17 protein-coding genes are annotated in these 18,338 nt (G+C 71.7%); 9 read left to right on the plus strand and 8 right to left on the minus strand.

Going from position 1 to position 18,338, the window contains the following annotated elements; genetic code table 11:
• Window positions 1–6 precede the first annotated feature (6 nt).
• Both ACX9GQ_RS11900 and nagA read right to left on the minus strand, forming a co-directional pair.
• Window positions 7–1,377 carry a glutamine synthetase family protein gene (locus tag ACX9GQ_RS11900; RefSeq protein ID WP_459629756.1) on the minus strand — a complete coding sequence of 457 codons (1,371 nt, stop codon included), beginning with the start codon at window positions 1,375–1,377 and terminating at the stop codon, window positions 7–9.
• Window positions 1,378–1,510: 133 nt separating this feature from the next.
• Window positions 1,511–2,656, minus strand: a complete 1,146-nt coding sequence (gene nagA / locus ACX9GQ_RS11905; protein ID WP_459629757.1) for an N-acetylglucosamine-6-phosphate deacetylase — start codon at window positions 2,654–2,656, stop codon at window positions 1,511–1,513.
• Window positions 2,657–2,756: 100 nt separating this feature from the next.
• Here nagA and murA point away from each other — a divergent pair, with 100 nt between their 5' ends.
• The 5 genes from murA to ACX9GQ_RS11930 all read left to right on the plus strand — a co-directional run bounded on the left by murA (window position 2,757) and on the right by ACX9GQ_RS11930 (window position 7,649).
• Window positions 2,757–4,019, plus strand: coding sequence for a UDP-N-acetylglucosamine 1-carboxyvinyltransferase (murA, locus tag ACX9GQ_RS11910; RefSeq protein ID WP_459629758.1), 1,263 nt, complete (start codon window positions 2,757–2,759; stop codon window positions 4,017–4,019).
• Window positions 4,019–4,900 (plus strand): glucosamine kinase nucleotide-binding domain-containing protein, encoded by an 882-nt coding sequence (locus tag ACX9GQ_RS11915; RefSeq protein WP_459629759.1) that lies wholly within the window; start codon window positions 4,019–4,021, stop codon window positions 4,898–4,900. The genes murA and ACX9GQ_RS11915 overlap by 1 nt, the downstream gene beginning before the upstream one ends.
• Window positions 4,901–4,982: 82 nt before the next feature.
• Complete coding sequence (locus ACX9GQ_RS11920) at window positions 4,983–5,870, plus strand: N-acetylmuramic acid 6-phosphate etherase (RefSeq protein ID WP_459629760.1); 888 nt, start codon at window positions 4,983–4,985, stop codon at window positions 5,868–5,870.
• A gap of 4 nt (window positions 5,871–5,874) precedes the next feature.
• Window positions 5,875–6,639, plus strand: coding sequence for a GntR family transcriptional regulator (locus ACX9GQ_RS11925; RefSeq protein ID WP_459629761.1), 765 nt, complete (start codon window positions 5,875–5,877; stop codon window positions 6,637–6,639).
• Window positions 6,636–7,649 carry an SIS domain-containing protein gene (locus ACX9GQ_RS11930; protein WP_459629762.1) on the plus strand — a complete coding sequence of 338 codons (1,014 nt, stop codon included), beginning with the start codon at window positions 6,636–6,638 and terminating at the stop codon, window positions 7,647–7,649. The genes ACX9GQ_RS11925 and ACX9GQ_RS11930 overlap by 4 nt, the downstream gene beginning before the upstream one ends.
• Here ACX9GQ_RS11930 and ACX9GQ_RS11935 read toward each other — a convergent pair.
• The 4 genes from ACX9GQ_RS11935 to ACX9GQ_RS11950 all read right to left on the minus strand — a co-directional run bounded on the left by ACX9GQ_RS11935 (window position 7,633) and on the right by ACX9GQ_RS11950 (window position 11,476).
• Complete coding sequence (locus ACX9GQ_RS11935; RefSeq protein ID WP_459629763.1) at window positions 7,633–8,091, minus strand: N-acetyltransferase family protein; 459 nt, start codon at window positions 8,089–8,091, stop codon at window positions 7,633–7,635. The two genes, ACX9GQ_RS11930 and ACX9GQ_RS11935, sit on opposite strands and share 17 nt — an antisense overlap.
• Window positions 8,088–8,912 (minus strand): ABC transporter permease, encoded by an 825-nt coding sequence (locus ACX9GQ_RS11940; RefSeq protein ID WP_459629764.1) that lies wholly within the window; start codon window positions 8,910–8,912, stop codon window positions 8,088–8,090. The genes ACX9GQ_RS11935 and ACX9GQ_RS11940 overlap by 4 nt, the downstream gene beginning before the upstream one ends.
• Window positions 8,909–9,862: an ABC transporter permease gene (locus ACX9GQ_RS11945; protein ID WP_459629765.1), complete on the minus strand. Its 954-nt coding sequence runs from the start codon at window positions 9,860–9,862 to the stop codon at window positions 8,909–8,911. Before ACX9GQ_RS11945 ends, ACX9GQ_RS11940 begins: the two co-directional genes overlap by 4 nt.
• A gap of 114 nt (window positions 9,863–9,976) precedes the next feature.
• Window positions 9,977–11,476: an ABC transporter substrate-binding protein gene (locus ACX9GQ_RS11950; protein ID WP_459629766.1), complete on the minus strand. Its 1,500-nt coding sequence runs from the start codon at window positions 11,474–11,476 to the stop codon at window positions 9,977–9,979.
• Window positions 11,477–11,591: 115 nt separating this feature from the next.
• Between ACX9GQ_RS11950 and ACX9GQ_RS11955 the strand changes: the two genes are divergently transcribed.
• From ACX9GQ_RS11955 to ACX9GQ_RS11970, 4 genes are read left to right on the plus strand one after another with little or no spacing between them, the layout of a single operon-like run.
• Complete coding sequence (locus ACX9GQ_RS11955) at window positions 11,592–12,689, plus strand: anhydro-N-acetylmuramic acid kinase (RefSeq protein WP_459629767.1); 1,098 nt, start codon at window positions 11,592–11,594, stop codon at window positions 12,687–12,689.
• Entirely contained in the window at window positions 12,686–13,648 is a 963-nt protein-coding gene (locus ACX9GQ_RS11960) for an ABC transporter ATP-binding protein (protein ID WP_459629768.1), read from the plus strand. Before ACX9GQ_RS11955 ends, ACX9GQ_RS11960 begins: the two co-directional genes overlap by 4 nt.
• Window positions 13,645–14,637 carry an ABC transporter ATP-binding protein gene (locus ACX9GQ_RS11965; RefSeq protein ID WP_459629769.1) on the plus strand — a complete coding sequence of 331 codons (993 nt, stop codon included), beginning with the start codon at window positions 13,645–13,647 and terminating at the stop codon, window positions 14,635–14,637. The genes ACX9GQ_RS11960 and ACX9GQ_RS11965 overlap by 4 nt, the downstream gene beginning before the upstream one ends.
• Window positions 14,634–15,644, plus strand: a complete 1,011-nt coding sequence (locus ACX9GQ_RS11970; protein ID WP_459629770.1) for a serine hydrolase domain-containing protein — start codon at window positions 14,634–14,636, stop codon at window positions 15,642–15,644. Before ACX9GQ_RS11965 ends, ACX9GQ_RS11970 begins: the two co-directional genes overlap by 4 nt.
• A gap of 3 nt (window positions 15,645–15,647) precedes the next feature.
• On the opposite strand, the gene ACX9GQ_RS11975 is transcribed toward ACX9GQ_RS11970, so the two are convergent.
• The gene (locus tag ACX9GQ_RS11975) at window positions 15,648–17,411 is read right to left on the minus strand and encodes an adenine deaminase (protein ID WP_459629771.1); all 1,764 of its coding nucleotides are present in this window, start codon (window positions 17,409–17,411) and stop codon (window positions 15,648–15,650) included.
• Window positions 17,408–18,331: a nucleoside hydrolase gene (locus ACX9GQ_RS11980; RefSeq protein ID WP_459629772.1), complete on the minus strand. Its 924-nt coding sequence runs from the start codon at window positions 18,329–18,331 to the stop codon at window positions 17,408–17,410. Before ACX9GQ_RS11980 ends, ACX9GQ_RS11975 begins: the two co-directional genes overlap by 4 nt.
• Between the last annotated feature and the right edge of the window lie 7 nt (window positions 18,332–18,338).

Consider the following 18,338-nt stretch of genomic DNA (forward strand, 5'->3'; position numbering starts at 1 on the left):
GGCGGATCAGTAGCGTTCGAAGCCGCGCTTCAGCTCCCAGTCCGTGATGCGACGGTCGTACTCGAACTGCTCCCATTCCGCAGCATGCACGTAGTGGTCGACCACGGCGTCGCCGAGCGCGGCGCGCAGCATCTTCGACTTGCGCAGCGTCTCGGTCGCCTCGCGCAGCGTCTTGGGGATCTCGCGCAGCCGGCGGCCCTGGTAGGCGTCGCCGCTGAAGGCGGGCTCGAGCTCCAGCTTCTGCTCGATGCCCGCGAGCCCCGCAGCGAGAAGCGCCGCGAAGGCGAGGTAGGGGTTGAGGTCGGCCCCGCCGACGCGGCATTCCACCCGCACCGCCTTCGTCCCCTCCCCGCACAGCCGGAAGCCCGCGGTGCGGTTGTCGATGCTCCACACGGCACGGGTGGGCGCGAAGGTGCCCGCCTGGAAGCGCTTGTAGGAGTTGATGAAGGGCGCGAGGAAATAGGTGATGTCGCGGGCGTAGGCCAGTTGCCCGGCGAGGAACTGCCGCGCCAGCGGCGACATGGTGTGGGGAGCCTTCGGGTCGAAGAACAGCGGCTTCTTCCCCGCGGCGTCCCAGAGCGAGGCGTGGACGTGGCTGCTGGAACCGGCGAGGTCGTAGCGCCACTTCGCCATGAACGTGACCGCCTTGCCGGCGCCGTAGGCGATTTCCTTGATGCCGTTCTTGATGACGACGTGCCGGTCCGCCATCTCCAGCGCGTCGGCGTAGCGGACGTTGATCTCCTCCTGCCCCGGCCCCCACTCGCCTTTCGAGTTCTCGACCGGGATGCCCGCGCCCTGCAGCCCGTTGCGCACGGCGCGCATCACGGGCTCCTCCTTGGATGTCTGGAAGACGTGGTAGTCCTCGATGTAGTAGCCGACGGTCTTCGGGTCCCGGTAGCCGCGGGCGTGGATCGCCTCGTAGCTCTCGTCGAACAGGTAGAACTCGAGTTCGGAGGCGAAGAACGCCTTCATCTTCATCGCCTCGAGGCGCGCCACCTGCTTCTTCAGGATGGCGCGGGGCGAATGCGGCACGTCCTCGTGGTGATGGTGGTCGAGCACGTCGGCGAGCACGAGCGCCGTGGCAGGCAGCCACGGAATCACGCGCAGCGTCGCGAGGTCGGGCTTGAGCACGAAGTCGCCGTAGCCCTGCGACCAGCTCGCCGCGGCGTATCCCGGCACCGGCTCCATGTCGATGTCGTTGGCCAGCAGGTAGTTGCAGCCGTGCGTCTCCTCGTGGGCCGAATCGACGAAATGCTGCGCGTGGAACCGCTTGCCGATGAGCTGGCCCGCCATGTCGGTCATGGCGACGACGACGGTATCGATGCTGCCGTCCGCGACGGCCTTCTTGAGGGCGTCGAAGGTGAGATTGCCGGCCATGGCTGACGGGCTCCGGGCGAGGGCGGTGGACGCCGGCGCGGTTGCGACGGCTGCGGTGGAGCCGCGATTATGACGACCGCGCGACACCGCACAACCCGCCGAGCCGACGCCTGGTGTCCTGCGGGCGAAGCCGTCACGCCTCGGCTGCGGGCTCCCACTCGCCGCGGATCCACGTCCCCACGACGTCAAGGGCCGGGGTCAGCGCGACGAGGTCGGCGACATAGCCAGGCGCGATCCGACCATGGGATCCGGCGAGGCCGAGATAGGCAGCCGGCGTGGCGCTGGCGATCGCCAGCGCCTGCGACAGCGTCGCACCCATCATGGACACGGCATTCCGGACGGCCTCGTTCATGCCGAGGTGGGCTCCCGCCAGCGTGCCGTCGGCCGTGGTCAGTCGACCGTCGGCAAGATGCACCTCGCGGCCCATGAGCATGAAGCGGTCGCTCGTCGCGCCCACCGACGACATGGCGTCGGTCACGAGCATCAGGCGCTCGGGGCCAATTGCCCGGAACGCAACCTTGAGGTTCGCCGGGTGGACGTGCAGCCCGTCGGGGATGATTCCGACGAAGAGCCGGTCGTCTGCCATCGCTCCGCCCACCACGCCGGGTGAGCGGCCCTGCATCTGCGACTGCGCATTGAAGAGGTGGGTGACGCCGGTGGCGCCTTCCGCCGCCGCGGCCGCGACCTCCTCGGCGCTCGCCTCGGAATGACCGATGGATACCCGCACCCCGGCGTTGGCCAGCGCCCGCACGAAACCCGGCGGCATCCGTTCCGGCGCCAGCGTGACCTGCGACCGCCCCGCCCGACCGAGACGGGAGAGCAGAGCGAGGTCGGCAGCGTCCGGCCGGCGGATGTAGTCCTCCCGGTGCGCGCCCTTGCGGGCCGGATTGATGAAGGGCCCCTCGATGTGGAGCCCGAGGACGCCCGGCACCTTCAGGATGTCGGGCGATGCGGCAACGAGCCTCTCCAGCACCTCCGGCCGGTCGGTGATCAGCGTCGGCAGGCAGCCCGTCGTGCCGTGCCGTCGATGCGCCGCCACGATGGCGGCCGCGCCGGCAGGCGTCGGATCATCGTTGAGCAGGACGCCGCCGCCGCCGTTGACCTGCACGTCGATGAACCCGGGCGCCAGCAACGTCCCCGGTGCCAGCGTCTCGGCCGGGACGGGCGCCGGCATGTCCGGCGGGAGGACCGCCGTCACGAGGCCACCGTCCACCACGACGACACGGTCGTCGAGGAAGCCGGCACCGTCGAACAGGCGGGGGGCGCGAATGGCGAGCACGGGTCCCTCCCGCATTCCGGTTGGCTTTGTGCGACAAGACCAGTATAGCACCAGTTGGGGCGCGACAAGGCAGGCCCGCGTGCCCGGCCGGGAGGTCTCCATGGAACGTCTCGTCATCCAGGGCGGTCACCGGCTCGAAGGCACGGTGCAGATCTGCGGCGCCAAGAACGCCGCGCTCCCGCAGATCGCGGCAGCCATTCTCTCCGGCGAACCGCTGACGCTCGCCAACGTGCCGGAACTCGCCGACATCCGCTCCATGCTGTCGCTGATGGAGCACTACGGCGTGGCGGTGTCCGGACCGTCCCACGCGGTGCTGACGCTCGATGCGTCCGGCGCGCGCAATGTCGAGGCCCCGTACGACATCGTCCGGCGCATGCGCGCCACCGTGCTGGTGCTCGGGCCGCTGCTGGCCCGCTTCGGCCATGCGCGCGTCTCGCAGCCGGGCGGCTGCGCCATCGGCGCGCGGCCGGTGGACCTCCACATCAAGGCGCTGCAGGCGCTGGGGGCGACCGTCTCGCTCGACGGCGGGACCATCGACGCCCGCGCCCCCGAGGGCGGCCTCGTCGGCGGCCGCATCGTCTTCGCGACGCCGTCCGTCGGTGCCACCGAGACGGCGTTGATGGCGGCCGTGCTGGCGCGCGGCGAGACCGAGATCCTGAACGCCGCCCGCGACCCCGAGGTCTGCGACCTCGCGGCCTGCCTCGTCGCCATGGGCGCCCGCATCGAGGGGGCCGGCACGCATCGCGTGCTGGTGCAGGGTGTCGACGGCCTGCGGAAGGCCCGCCACGAGATCATTCCGGACCGGGTCGAGGCGGGAACCTACGCGGTCGCCGCCGCGATCACCGGCGGTCACCTCGAACTCACCGGCGCCCGCCTCGAGCACCTCGCGGCCGTCGGGGCGGCGCTGGAGGCAGCCGGCGTCCAGATCTGGCCGACGGACCGGGGGCTGATGGTGTCGCGCACCGGCCCCCTGCGCGGGATCGACGTGACGACCGAGCCCTATCCGGGTTTCCCGACGGATCTGCAGGCGCAGTTCATGGCCCTGATGACAATCGCGGACGGCGCGTCGCTCATCCGGGAGACGGTGTTCGAGAACCGCTTCATGCACGTCCCCGAGTTGTCGCGCCTCGGCGCCAACATCACCCTCCAGGGGACGACCGCCGTCGTGCGCGGCGTGCGCACTCTCAAGGGCGCGCCGGTCATGGCGACGGACCTGCGCGCCTCCGTCAGCCTCGTGCTCGCCGGGCTCGTCGCCGAGGGCGAGACCATCGTCAATCGCGTCTATCATCTCGACCGCGGCTACGAGGCGCTGGACCGCAAGCTGGTGCGCTGCGGCGCGCGCATCCGCCGGGAGGACGCGTGATGGCCGGGGCGCCCGCCCCGCTCTTCCTCGGCGTCGACGGCGGCGGCACCGGCTGTCGCGCCCGTCTCGAGGACGCCGACGGCACCGTGCTCGGCGCCGGCGTGGCCGGACCCGCGACGACCCGGCTGGGCGTCGACGGTGCGATGGCCTCGGTCGAGACCGCCTGCCTCGCCGCCCTCGCCGAAGCCGGCCTCTCTTTCGACACCGCGGGCCACGTCCATTGCGGCATCGGCCTCGCCGGCATGGGCCGCAAGGGCGTGCGCGAGGCGCTGGAGGCCCGGCCCCATCCCTTCGCCTCGATCGCCTTCGCGTCGGATGGGCTCGTCGCCTGCATCGGCGCGCACTCGGGTGCCGACGGCGGCATCGTCATCGTCGGCACGGGCACCTGCGGCCTCGGCCGCGTCGGAGGACAGGAGCTGCGCGTCGGCGGCTACGGCTTCCCGATTTCCGACGAAGGCTCCGGCGCCGACCTTGGCCTGCAGGCGATCCGCCTCGCCCTGCGCGCCCTCGACGGCCGCATCGACCGCACGGCGTTGCTCACGGACGTGCTCGCGCGCTTCCAGGACGACCCGTTCGAAGCGGTCGCCTGGATGGACCGCGCCAGCGCCACCGACTACGCCACCTTCGCGCCGCTGGTGATGCGACACGCCGACAACGGCGACCCCGTGGGCCGCCGCATCGTGCAGGGCGCGGCCGAGCAGGTCGATGCGCTGGTGCGCGCCCTGGTGGAGCGGGGCGCGCCGCGGATCGCCCTCATCGGCGGCCTCTCCAGCGCCATCGAGCCATGGCTCGCCCCGGACGTCCGGCGCCGCCTCAAGCCGCTCGACGGCGACGCCGTGTCGGGCGCCATCCGCCTCGCCCGCGAGACCTCGGGGGCCTGAGGTGCCCGGCGCCGCTTGGCGTCACGGCGCAAATGGCATTAGACTGGCGTTGAACCGGTATTATCGCCAGCGGCCGAGCCCCATGCCCACCGAAGATGTCAGCGCCCGCTACGTCGACCTCGACGACTGGCCGACCCGCGATGCCGTCGAGGCCATGTACGAGGCGCAGCTGTCGGCTGTCGCAGCCGTGCGGCCCGCGCTCGGGGTGATCGCCGCGGCCGCCGACGAGGCAGCCGGCGCGCTGCGCCGCGGAGGACGGCTGGTGTACGCCGGCGCCGGCACATCGGGCCGTGTCGGCGTACAGGACGGCGCGGAGTTGCCGCCGACCTTCGATTGGCCGCTCGACCGGCTCGTCTTCGCCATGGCGGGCGGACAGGGCGCGCTCGTGAAGAGCGCCGAGGGCGCCGAGGACGACGCGGCAGCCGGTGCCAGGGTCATCGACGAGGCCGGGATCGGCCCCGACGACGTCGTGGTCGGCGTCGCCGCGAGTGGCACGACGCCCTACACCGTCGCCGCGGTGGCCCGCGCGGCAGAGCGCGGCGCGGTCACCATCGGCATCGCCAACAATGCCGGCGCGCCGCTGCTCGCGGCGGCGAAGCACGCGGTGCTGGCCGAGACCGGCGCGGAGGTGGTGGCGGGGTCGACGCGCATGAAGGCCGGCACGGCGCAGAAGGTCGTGCTGAACCTCCTGTCGACCGCCATCATGATCCGCCTTGGGCGCGTCTATTCGGGCCTGATGGTCCACATGCACGCGTCCAATTCCAAGCTTCACCGCCGCGCCGCCGACATGGTGATCCGCATCACCGGCTGCGATCATGCGACGGCCGTCGATGCCCTCGCGCGCTGCAGCTGGGAGGTGAAGCGGGCCGTGCTCGTGGTTCGGGGCCAGAAGCCGGAGAGGTCGGCCGAGCTGCTCGCGCGCAGCGGCGGCAGCCTGCGGGCGGCGCTGGCCGCGGTGGCCGCGGACTAGGCCGATGCTCAACCCGTCCCGCCTCAGCGTCGACGCCTCGAGCCCCACGCCGCTCTACCTGCAGCTGGCCGAGAGCCTGCGCAGCATGATCAACGCCGGCAACGTCCGCGTCGGCGAGGCGCTGCCGTCGGAGCGGGAACTGAGCGCGATGACGCAGATCTCGCGCGTCACGGTCCGCAAGGCCATCGACACGCTCCTGCGTGAGGGCATGCTGTCGCGACGGCCGGGGTCGGGAACCTACGTCTCCACCCGCATCGAGCAGCCCGCCTCGCTCCTCGCCGGCTTCAGCGCCGACATGGCGAACCGCGGAAGCCGCCCGGGCTCGATCTGGATCGAAAAGACCGTCGGGCCCCCGACGCCCGAGGAAGCGATGACACTGGCGCTTGCTCCCGACAGCCATGTGGTTCGGCTGTCGCGCGTACGGACCGCGGACGACGAGCCGCTGGCAATCGAGCGTGCCGTCGTTCCTGCCGCCCTTCTGCCGCCCGTCGAGGAAATCGGCGAATCGCTGTACGGCGCGCTGAGCCGGCTCGGGAACCGGCCGGTGCGCGGCCTCCAGCGCCTGCAGTCCTCGCTGGCGACGCCGGCAGAAGCGCAGCTTCTCTCGGTTCCGGTCGGCGCTGCGATCCTGCGCATCGAGCGCCGCAGCTTCCTGCCTTCAGGCGCGCCGGTCGAGTTCACGCGGTCCGCGTATCGCGGCGACCGCTACGACTTCGTCACCGAGGTGCGCGATCCTTCGATGCGGCCCGCCGAGGACCCTGCCCGATGACCGGAACCCTGATGGCCCGGGAGATCGCGGAGATCCCCGAGGCAGCGCGTCGGCTGATGGCCGACGAGGCATCCACCGACGCCGCCGCCGGCGCCGTGCGCGCGCTCGCCCCGCGCTTCGCCGTGATCTGCGGGCGCGGCAGTTCGGGTCATGCAGGCGTCCACCTGCGCTACTGCATCGAGACCCATCTCGGCATCGCCGTCTCCGCCGCCGCGCCATCGGTCGTCACCAGCTACGACCGGCCGTCCGCCCTCGCCGGCGCGCTTTTCGTCGTCATCTCGCAGAGCGGCGGAAGCCCCGACCTCGTCGCCGCGACCCGCGCCGCCGACAAGGCTGGCGCCCTCACCGTCGCCTTCGTCAACGAGACGAACTCACCCGTGGCGGACGCGGCCCGCCACGTCGTGCCGCTGCGCGCGGGGCCGGAACTCTCCGTCGCCGCCACCAAGTCGGTGGTGTCGTCGATGCTGGCCGGTGCGCGATTCGTGGCGCGGATCGCCGGCGACGACGGGCTGGACCGCGCCTGCGCGGGCGTCGCCGACCGGCTGGACGCCGCCAAGACCCTCGACTGGTCCGCATGGGGCCGGAGCCTTGCCGACGCCCGCGCGGCCTATGTCGCTGCGCGCGGCTACGGCTTCGGACCGGCGCGCGAACTCGCCCTGAAGTTGTCGGAGACGGTACGGTTGCCCGCACTCGGCTACAGTGCCGCGGAATTGCGGCACGGACCCCGCGCGGCCATCGCCGCCGACACGCCCGTGCTGGCCCTGCGCCAGGACGACGGCACGGCCGCCACGGTGGACGGGCTGGTGGAGGACCTGACGGCGGCCGGAGAGCCCATCTTCTGCGCCGGCGGACCCGCGTCCCGACTGCCCTGGATCGGCGACGACCATCCGGTGCTCGATCCCGTGGTGATGCTCGTGCCCGCGTACGCGGCGATCGAGGCTGCCGCCCGCGCGAAGGGGTTCGACCCCGATCGCCCGCCCTTCCTGCAGAAGGTCACGCGGACCCTCTGACAACCGGGTCCTTGCCGTAGAAGACGAACGAGCGCGTCCGCCCCGCGAAGTCACGGTCATAGGCGCGCAGCAGGCGCCAGCCACGTGCCTCGTAGAACCGGCGCGCCGCCTCGTTGTCGCGGAAGCACTCCAGCGTCCGCACGCCCCTCGCCTCTGCCTCCGCGAGGAGCGCGGACCCCGCGCCGCCGCGGTGAAGGCGCGGCAGCACGAAGAGCATGTCGAGGTGCTCGCCTGTCGTCTTGGCGAAGCCGACGACGGCTCCGTCCTCCTCCGCCACCGTCAGTGACGCGAGCGCGTCGGCGAACCGGGTGCGGAAGAACGAGGCATCGAAGCCGACCAGCGTCAGCGGCTCGAGGATGCCGGCGAAGCCGGACCGGTAGGCCGCGACGGCAACGGCCGCCATCGCCGGGATGTCCGCCTCCCGCGCCCGCCGGACGATCACGACTGGCCCCTCAGCCGCGGGTCGAGCGTGTCGCGCAGCGCGTCGCCGAGAAGGTTGAGGCCGAAGGCGAGGAACAGGATCGCGAAGCCGGAGAAGATCGCGCTCCACGGCGAGATCATCAGGAAGTTGCGGCCTTCCGAGAGCATCAGGCCGAGTGACGGCGTCGGGGGCTGGGTGCCGAGGCCGAGGAAGGACAGCGAGGCCTCCACGAGGATGGCGGCCGAGAGCAGCAGGCTCGTCTGCACGAGGACCACGCTCGCGAGGTTCGGCAGCACGTGGAGCAGGATGATCCGCGCGTCGCCCGCGCCGATCGCCCGGGCTCCCGTCACGTAGTCGCTCTCGCACACCACGAGCGCCGGCCCGCGCAGCAGACGTGCGAAGATCGGCACGTAGACGATGGCGATGGCGATGGCCGCGGTGGACGACCGGGGGCCGAGCACCGCGACGATGCCAATGGCGAGCAGCAGTACGGGGAACGCGAAGATGACATCCATCGCGCGCATCAGGAGGCGGTCGGTCCAACCGCGGTAGTAGGCCGCGAGCAGCCCCAGCGTCCCGCCGACCACCAGCGCCGAGAGCACCGCCCCGAGCGACACGCCGAGGGACGCTTGGCAGCCATGGATGATGCGCGAGAGGATGTCGCGCCCGAACTGGTCCGTGCCCAGCCAGTGCTGCGCGCTCGGCCCCTTCAGGCGGGCGAGCACGTTCTGCTGCAGGGGGTCGTAGGGCGCGACCCATGGCGCCAGCAGGGCGATCACGCCCTGCAGGCCGACGAACACGACCGCGAAGGCCAGGAGCCGGTGCTGCGCGAGCGCCTTCATGCCCGCACCCGCGGATCGATGAAGAGGTAGAGCAGGTCGACGACGAAGTTGACCACCACGAAGCCGCAGGTGACGACGAGGATGGTCGCCTGCAGCAGGGGGTAGTTGCGCTCGGCGATGGCCCCGAGGATGAGCCGCCCGAGCCCCGGAATGGCGAAGACCTGCTCGACGACGATGGCGCCGCCGAGGAGGTAGCCCGTCATGATGCCGACGGACGTGATGAACGGGATGAGCGCGTTGCGCAGCGCGTGCCGGTACAGCACGGAACGCTCCGTCGCGCCCTTTGCCCGCGCCGTGCGGATGTAGTCCTGCCCCAGCGCGTCGAGCATCGCCGAGCGCACGAGGCGCGAGAGGTTGGCGAGGATCGGGAGCGCGAGGGCCGTCGCCGGAAGGATGAGCCGCACGACATTGCCTCGCGGATCATGCCAGAAGGGCACGTAACCGAGCGCCTGGATGGTCGGGGCCCACGTCGCCAGCGCAAGGATCATGACGATCCCCAGCCAGAACGACGGGATGGTGAGGCCGGCCACGGTGACGACACGCATGGCGCCGTCGGCAAACCGGCCGCGCAGGCGCGCCATCAGCACGCCCGTGGGCACGGCGAGCCCCGCCCCGATCACGAGCGCCAGCACCGTGAGCTGCAGGGTCGGCCACACATGCTGGCCGATCTCCTCGATGACGGGTCGCCCCGTCCACAGCGAGGTGCCGAAGTCACCCGACAACGCCCGCGTCACCCAGCCGGCGTACTGCACGGGAATGGGCTGGTCGAGGCCGATGCGCGCGCGCAGTTCGGCGACGCGCTCCGGCGTCACCTCGGTGTTGGCGCCGAGCATGATCGCCACGGCATCGCCGGGGATGAGGCGGATCATGAAGAACACGATGATGCTGACGCAGGCCAGCACCACCACGAGATCGAGAAGCCGCGTCAGGACGAGGCGGCGCAGCGTCATGGCAGGGATCCGCTCGCGGACCGGGGAGGAGCCCCGTGCAGGCCCGCTCGCCGCCCTGCGCACAAGGCGACGGGAGGCAGGCCGCGGACGAGGCGCGACGTCATGCGTCGCCGATCACTTCGCGGACGTGTCGGCGAGATAGGACAGCGACCGGTTGGCGACGATCTCGAAGCCCTGCACGTTCTGCCGCATGGCGGTGAACAGCTGGCCGTAGGTGAGATGCACGATCGGCCCCTGGCAGGCCAGCACGTTCTGCACCTTGGCATAGTCCGCCTTGCGGGCCGCCGGGTCCATCGTCGCCCGGCCCCTGTCGAGCAGCGCGTCGATCTCGGTGTTCGAGTACTTGAAGACGTTCGTCGACCCACCCGTGCGGAAGGTGCGGAAGAAGTAGTCGTCCGGGTCCGGGCTGCCCGCGTTCGTCGAGGCGAACATGTCGAAGTTGCTGTTGCGCCAGTCCTGGATGAACTGGCCGAGTTCCGGCGTCTTCAGCTCGACCTTGAAGCCCGCCTTGCCGAGCTGCTGCTGGACGACCTGCGCGATGTCCTTGATGTCCTGCCGCGGCAGGACGCTCATGGTCACCGTGACGGGAGTCGCAACCCCGGCTTCCTTCAGCAGAGCCTGCGCCTTGGCCGGGTCGGGCTTGTAGCAGGGGAAGTCGGAGACCGGCACGGCCCAGTCCTTCAGGGCCGGGGACAGCGGGCCGCCTGGCACGCCCGCCCCGAAGAGCGCGGCCGCGACGATCTCGTCGCGGTTGACGGCGTAGTTCACCGCCTCGCGCACCTTGGCGTTGTCGAACGGCGGCTTCGACGTGTTGAGGCCGATCAGCGTGTAGGCGAGTTCCAGCGTCTCGGCGAGCTTCACGCCCGGCTTGCCCTTGAGCTGGATCGCGGTCGCCGCGTCGATGTTCGGCAGCATCGCGTACTGGCCGCTGGAGAGGCCGACCTGGCGGGTGGCCGACTCCGGCACGATGTTGAACTTCACGCCGTCGAGCTTCGGCGCGTCCTTGCGCCAGTAGCCGTCGTGCTTGGCGAGCTGGATGAAGCCGTTCGGCTGCCATTCCTTGAACTTGAACGGCCCGGTGCCGACCGGCAGCTTCTGCAGGCCGTCCTTGTCCGTCTCGAAGGTGCGCGGCACGACCGCGATGGTCGCCAGCGACACGAGCAGCGGCGCCGCCGGCTCCTTCAGCGTCAGCGTGACGCTGTCACCGGACGCCGCGATGGTGTCGACGGCGGCGAGGCGGCTGGCCAGCGGCGACGCGATCTCCTTGGCGAGCACGCGCCGCAGCGAGGAGGCGGCGTCCTCGGCCTGCACCGGCGCGCCGTTGTGGAACGTCGCCCCGGAGCGGATCTTGAAGACATAAGTCTTGCCGTCGGGCGAGACCGTCCACGATTCGGCGATGCCGGGCCCGACGCGCAGGTCCTTGTCGATGGAGGTGAGCCCCTCGTAGATCGTCCGGTTGACGACCATGAAGGACGAGAACGCCGTGATGATGTGCGGGTCGAGGCCGGCCGGCGACTGGTCGATCGCGGCCTCGAGGACCTGGGCCGAGACCGGTGCCGCGGCAAGGGCGACGACGCCCGCAAGCAGCATCGAACGAAGCGTGGTGCGGACCATCCTGTCTCTCCCCGTCTCTTGATGGTGGTATTGCCGGAGGCTATGCCGGTATAATACCAATTGCAAGCCGCCGTGGGCTCCCGTCCTGGCGCCGAACACACCGGGAGATGCCGCCATGACTCCAGACGGGCTGTCCACCGCCATCGGGTCAATCAGCGGCACCTCGATGGACGGCATCGACGTCTCCGTCATCCGCTCCGACGGGTTGGACCGGGTCGAGCCCGGCCCCGGCCGGACCTACGACTACCCGGCCGACCTCCGGCGCGACCTTCTCGCGCTCATCGCCGATCCGGTCCGCGCCGAGACCGATCCGCTGCGCGAACTCGAGGCCCGCGTCAGCGACGCCCACGCCGCCGCCATCCGGTCGTTCATGCAGGACTTCTCCGTCGATCCCGCCTCCGTGACCGTCGTCGGCCTGCACGGGCAGACGGTCTGGCACCGGCCCGAGCGGCGCTTCACCCGCCAGCTCGGCGACGGGCCGCGGGTCGCCCGCGCGCTCGGGCTCGACGTCGTCAACCGCTTCCGCCACGCCGACGTCGCCGCGGGCGGCGAGGGGGCGCCCTTCGCGCCGCTCTACCACCGGGCTCTGGCCAGCCGGCTTCCGCAACCGGTGATGGTTCTCAACCTCGGTGGCGTGGGGAACGTCACCTACATCGACCGCGACACGGTCATCGCTTTCGACACCGGCCCGGCGTCCGCGCTCCTCGACGACTTCATGCTGAAGCGCCGCGGGGAACGCTATGACCGCGACGGCGCCCTCGCCGCCTCCGGCAAGCCTGACCGCGCTCTCGTCTCGCGGCTGATGCAGCACCCCTATTTTGACCGGCCGGCGCCGAAGTCGCTCGACCGCAACGACTTCCACGCCTGGGCCGCGGCGGTCGACGGGCTGGACGACCCGACCGGCGCGGCGACGCTGGCGGCCTTCACGGTGGAGTCCGCCGTCTACGCCCTCATGCACGTGCCGAAGCGCCCGCAGCGCTGGCTCGTGACGGGCGGCGGTCGCCTGAACGGACACTTCATGCGCTCGCTCGCCGAACGTCTCGGCGTGCCGGTGGAGCCCGTGGAGGCCGTCGGCTGGAACGGCGACTACCTGGAGGCGCAGTGCTTCGGCTACCTCGCATTGCGGTCGCTGAAGGGCCTCCCGCTCAGCGTGCCGACGACGACCGGCGTGCCCGAGCCGATGACGGGCGGCGAGCTTTGGAAAGCCGCGTGACGGGCACCTCCGAGCCTCCCGTCCTGCAGGTCGAGGGTCTCTCCATCGCCGTCGGGGGGCGCACCCTCGCCGAGGACGTCAGCCTCTCGATCCGCGCCGGCGAGATGGTGGGGCTCGTGGGGGAGTCGGGCTGTGGGAAGAGCGTCACAGCCCTCTCCATCATGCGGCTTCTTCCTCCTCCGGTCGGCATCACCGCGGGGCGGATCCTCTTCGACGGCACGGACGTGCCGGGCCTCGCCGACGAGGCGATCCGCCGCCTGCGTGGCGACCGGATGGCGATGATCTTCCAGGAGCCGATGACCTCGCTGAACCCCGTGTTTACGGTCGGCGACCAGATCGCCGAGGTGCTCGAGATCCATCGCGGCCTCGGCCACGCGCAGGCGCTCGACCGCGCGGCCGAGCTCCTCGCCTTGGTGAACCTGCCCGCGCCGCGCGAACAGCTGGCGCGCTACCCCCACCAGATGTCGGGCGGCCAGCGCCAGCGCGTGATGATCGCGATGGCGCTCGCCTGCGAGCCCCGACTGCTCATCGCCGACGAGCCGACCACCGCGCTCGATGTCACCGTTCAGGCGCAGATCCTCGCCCTCATCGACCGGCTTCGCCGCGACATGGGCATGGCGTGCCTGCTCATCACCCACGATCTCGGCGTGGTCTCCGAGGTCTGTGACCGGGCCGCGGTGATGTATGCCGGACGCATCGTCGAGGAGGCGCCGGTCGCCGAGCTGTTTGCGGCGCCCCGTCACCGATATACCCGGGCTCTCCTCGACACGATGCCCGCCATGAATCCGCCGGGAGCGCTGCTGCCGTCGATCCGGGGCATGGTGCCGCCGCCGGGAAGCCGGGGCCACGGCTGTGCCTTCGCCCCCCGCTGCGCGGCACCCGTCGACCGCTGTCGCGCGGAGCGCCCGCCGCTCGCCGGCGGCTCCCACCGGGCCGCGTGCTGGAACCCTGCCGCATGAGCGCGCTCCTCGACGTCCGTGGCCTGACGAAGCATTACCCCGGTGCCGGCGGACGCGTGCTGCGCGCACTCGAGGACGTCAGCTTCTCGCTGCAGGAGGGCGAGGTGCTCGGGATCGTCGGGGAGTCCGGATGCGGCAAGACCACGCTCGGCCGCGCCGTGCTGCGCCTCGTCGAGCCGACGGCAGGCGCGGTCCTTTTCGCCGGGGAAGACCTCCTCGCCCTGTCCGCGTCCGCCATGAAGAAGCGGCGGAAAGACCTGCAGATCGTCTTCCAGGATCCGTTCGGCTCGCTCAACCCCCGCCACAAGGTGCGCACCCTCGTCGGCGAGCCGCTCACCGTGCATGGCGTCCCGGACGTGAAGGACCGCGTCGCGGAGATGCTCGCGCTGGTCGGCCTGCCCGCCGACGCGGCGGACCGCTTCCCGCACGAGTTCTCCGGCGGCCAGCGCCAGCGCATCGCCATCGCCCGCGCCCTCGTGCTCTCCCCGAAGCTGCTGGTCGCGGACGAGCCCGTCTCCGCGCTCGACGTCTCGATCCAGTCGCAGATCATCAACCTCATCGCAGACCTGCGGCGCCGGCTGGCGCTGTCGATGCTGTTCATCAGCCACGACCTGTCGGTCATCCGGCATGTCAGCGACCGCATCGCCGTGATGTATCTCGGCCGCATCGTCGAGATCGGCGCCGCCGCGGACGTCTTCGAGCGCCCGGCGCATCCCTACACGCAGGCGTTGCTCTCGGCCGTGCCGCGCCGCCCCGGCGAAGCCGCACGCGAGCGCATCGTGCTGGAAGGCGACCTGCCCGACCCGTCGTCGCCGCCGCCCGGCTGCGCCTTCCATGGCCGCTGCCGCCACGCCATGCCAAGGTGCTCTTCAGAACGCCCCGTCCTCCTGCCGCGACGGACGCCCGACGGAACGCGGGAGACGGCGTGCCATCTTCTCGAGCCGGTTGCGCCGTCGGACGCTCCTGCCACCGGAAGCGCACTGCCATGACCCATAGCGCGGGAAGCCGCATCGACCGCGCCTTCGCGCCCGTCGAGGACGCCGTCCGCGAGGGACGCATACCCGGCGCCGTGCTCGGTTTGCTGGAGCCAAGCGGCCAGCGCAGCCTTCGCGTCGCGGGCCTCGCGCAGGTCGAGCCGGAGCCCGTCCCGATGCAGGCCGACACCGTGTTCGACCTCGCCTCGCTGACCAAGGTCGTGTTCACGACCACGGCCATCCTGCGGCTCGTCGACGACGGCCTCATCGGTCTCGACGATCCGCTCGCGACCGCCATACCGGACCTGCGCCAATACGACGTGGCCGGAGCGCTGGAACGCCGGCTGACTCTCCGCCAGTGCCTGACTCACCAGACCCACCTGCCCGCTGTGGAGCCGCTCTACACCTACGGCCAGGACCCGCAGACGCTGCGCGCCTTCGTGCTCCAGCGGGTCTGGAAGCAGGGCCCGCCGGTTTATTCGGACATCAACTTCATCCTGCTCGGCATCGTCATCGAGCGCCTGACGGGGCGCCCGCTGCATGAGCAGCCGCTGCTCCCCGGCTTCACCTTCCGACCCGACCCGGCGGCCTGCGCGGCCACCGAGCGCTGCACATGGCGCGGACGCGTGATGCGTGGCGAGGTTCACGACGAGAACGCGTTCGCGCTCGGCGGCGCCTCGGGCCACGCCGGGCTCTTCGGCACGGCGGACGCCCTCCTGGATTTCGCCGGGGCGCTGCTGTCGGGAGCGGTTCTCTCCGACGCCGCGCGCGACGCGCTCTGGACCCGCCAGGCGCCGACGCGGTCGCTCGGGTGGGAGATGGCCTATCCTGGCTGGTCGGGCGGCAATGCCGCCACGGCAACGACGATCGGGCACACCGGCTTCACGGGCACGGGGCTCTGGCTCGACCGCGAGAACGGCCGCGCCTGGACACTGCTGACGAACCGCGTCCACCCGACGCGGCATCGCGACAGCGGCATCGTCGCGCTGCGCCGCGCCGTCGGCGATGCGATCTGCGCCTGAGGCTCAGGCGATCACGAGCGGCCGGATCTCGCGCGAGCCGCCGTCGGTGAGACCCACATCCGTCAGGTGCGGCCCGGCATTGCAGGCCAGGCTCGCGCCGACGAAGGCCTTGAAGACGCGATAGGGCGGCTGCCATTCGGCCACGGCATCGGCGGCAGCCTTCACGGCCTTGAAGCCCTCGGCGATCGCCTCGGGATCGTCGTCCGCGACGAGCCCCGCGACGGGGAGCGGAAGCAGCGCGGTGACCCGGCCGTCCTTCGCGACGGCCATCCCGCCGCCGCACTCGATCAGCGCATTGGCAGCCGCCGCCATGTCCCGCGGGTCGCGACCAAACACGCATAGGTTGTGGCTGTCGTGCGAGACGGTGGTGGCGAATGCGCCGCGGAAATGGCCCCAGTCCTCCACCGGAGCCAGCTTCGGCTGCGGGTCGGCGAGCCCGTGGCGATGCACCATCGCCATCACCGACACCCCGTCGGGCAAGGCGACGACCCCGCGCTCCAGCGTGGTTTCCAGCCGCGACCACGCTGTGAAGCGGGCACCGCGGATGGCGTTCAGTGCGATCGGACCGTCCGGCGTGAACGGCACGGTCAGCATGAAGTCGGCCGTCGAGAGGGGCCCAAGCTTCATGGTGTGTGTGGGCGGGGGAACGGCGTCGGGCCGCAGCGGCTGCAGCAGCCGCCCGCGCATGGCCACCGGCTCGCCGGCGACCACGACATGCCGCACGCCGAAATCAGCAAGGTCGTCGAGCACGATGAGGTCCGCCGTCCGGCCGGCCGCGACGAGCCCGAGGTCGGGCAAACGAAGGCGCATTGCCGCGTTCAATGTCGCGGCGCGGATCGCCTGGACGGGGTCGAGCCCGTAGCGCACGAGCCGCCGCACGAGGTCGATCATGCCTCCGCGCTCGACGAGGTCGTCGGGGAAGACGTCGTCGGTGCACAGCGTCAGCGTCTGCGGGATCAGCGGGAGGGATTTCAGCGCCGCGACGCAGTCGGGCAGCAGGTAGTCATGGCTGCCGCGCAACTCGACCGTGAGCCCCGCCCGCAGCTTGGCGAGGAGGTCGTCCGCCGAGACGATCTCGTGGTCGGAGGCCACCCCGGCCGCGAGGTAGCCCTCGATCTCGGCCCCCGCGAGCCCGCGCGCATGGCCGCAGACGAGCTTGCCGCTGGCGAGCCCCGCCCCGACGATGGCGGCCATGCGGGGCGAGCCGGAGAGCACGCCGCGCATGTCCATCACCTCGGCCACGCCGACCACCTCGGGCATGGCGAGCATGGCGGCCATCTCGTCGCCGCCGAAGCTCGCGCCCGATCGCTCGAGCCCCGGCGCCGACGGCACGCAGGACGGGGCCAGCACCAGCATTCGCAGCGGCAGGTCGCGGCTCGCCTCTATGGCGTAGCCGACGCCGCCGAGCCCCAGCACGTTCGCGAACTCGTGCGGGTCCCACACCACCGTGGTGGTGCCCTGCGGCACCACGGTGCGCGCATAGCCGCGCGGCGTCATCATCGAGCTCTCGACGTGCATGTGAGCGTCGATCAGCCCCGGCGCCACGAAGCCGCCCGACGCGTCCAGCATCCGGCGGGCGTCGCCGCGGGCGCCGCGCGGATGGACGCTCGCGACGATGGGACCGACAAGCCCCACGTCCGCGTCGCGCAGCTCGCAGGTCGCCACGTCGACGACCGTGCCGCCGGTGATCAGCACGTCGAACGGCGCGCGCCCCATGGCCGCGTCGACGGCGCGGCGGCGCAGCGGAAGGATGTCCTCCTCGGTCATGACAGGCTCCCTCGGCTCGCCGACGCGAAGGCGTCCAGCATCAGGTCGATCACGCGCGCGGCCTCGGCGCGCCGCGCCACCAGCGCGTTCGGCTCCGCCTTGCGCGCGCGGAACTCGCACACGGTCATTCCGCGTGTCGCCGCGCCGGCACACTCGGCCCGGACATGCGCCGGCGCCACCTCGACGAGGTCCGGCGCCACCAGCGCCGCCGCCGCCACGGGATCGTAGAGCGCCATGGGCCGTCCCTGCGCGATGCGCACGTAGCCCTCGAGCAGATCCGCCAGCGTCTCGGCCCTTTCGCCGCCGAACGAACGGCAGCGGGCCACGTCGTCCAGGGTCACGGGCACCGTGCGGCAGGCGTCGAGCCCCACCATCGTGAGCCGGACCCCGCTCTCGATCACGACCTGCACCGCCTCGGGATCGACCGCCGCGTTGAACTCGGCCGCGGCCGTGTGGTTGCCGGCACCCGCGCTGCCGCCCATCCAGATGACGCGGCCGAGCCGGCCGGCGAGTGCACGGTCGGCGAGCAGCGCAACGGCCACGTTGGTCAGCGGCCCGAGCGCCAGCACGTCGAGCGACCCGCCCTCCGCCGCCCGCGACAGGGCCTCGTGCGCGGACAGGCCGGAGAGCCGCGCGGGCGCCGGCGGCAAGGTGCGGCCCGCGCTCTTGAGCGCATCCTCCCCCAGCACGTCCTGCGCGGTCACCAGCGGCCCGAGCAACGGCCGGTCCCGGCCGGCGTGCTGCGGCATGGTCCATCCGAAGAAGGCAGCCATGCGGGCAGCGTTGTCGATCACCGTCGGCAGCGGCGCGTTGCCGGCGACGAGCCCCAGCCCCACGATGTCGAAGGCCGGCTGCGCCGCCACCATGGCGATCGCCGCCATGTCGTCGAAGCCGCAGTCGGTGTCGATGAAGACTCTCATCTTCGCG

It is taken from the genome of Alsobacter sp. R-9, from assembly GCF_054612375.1.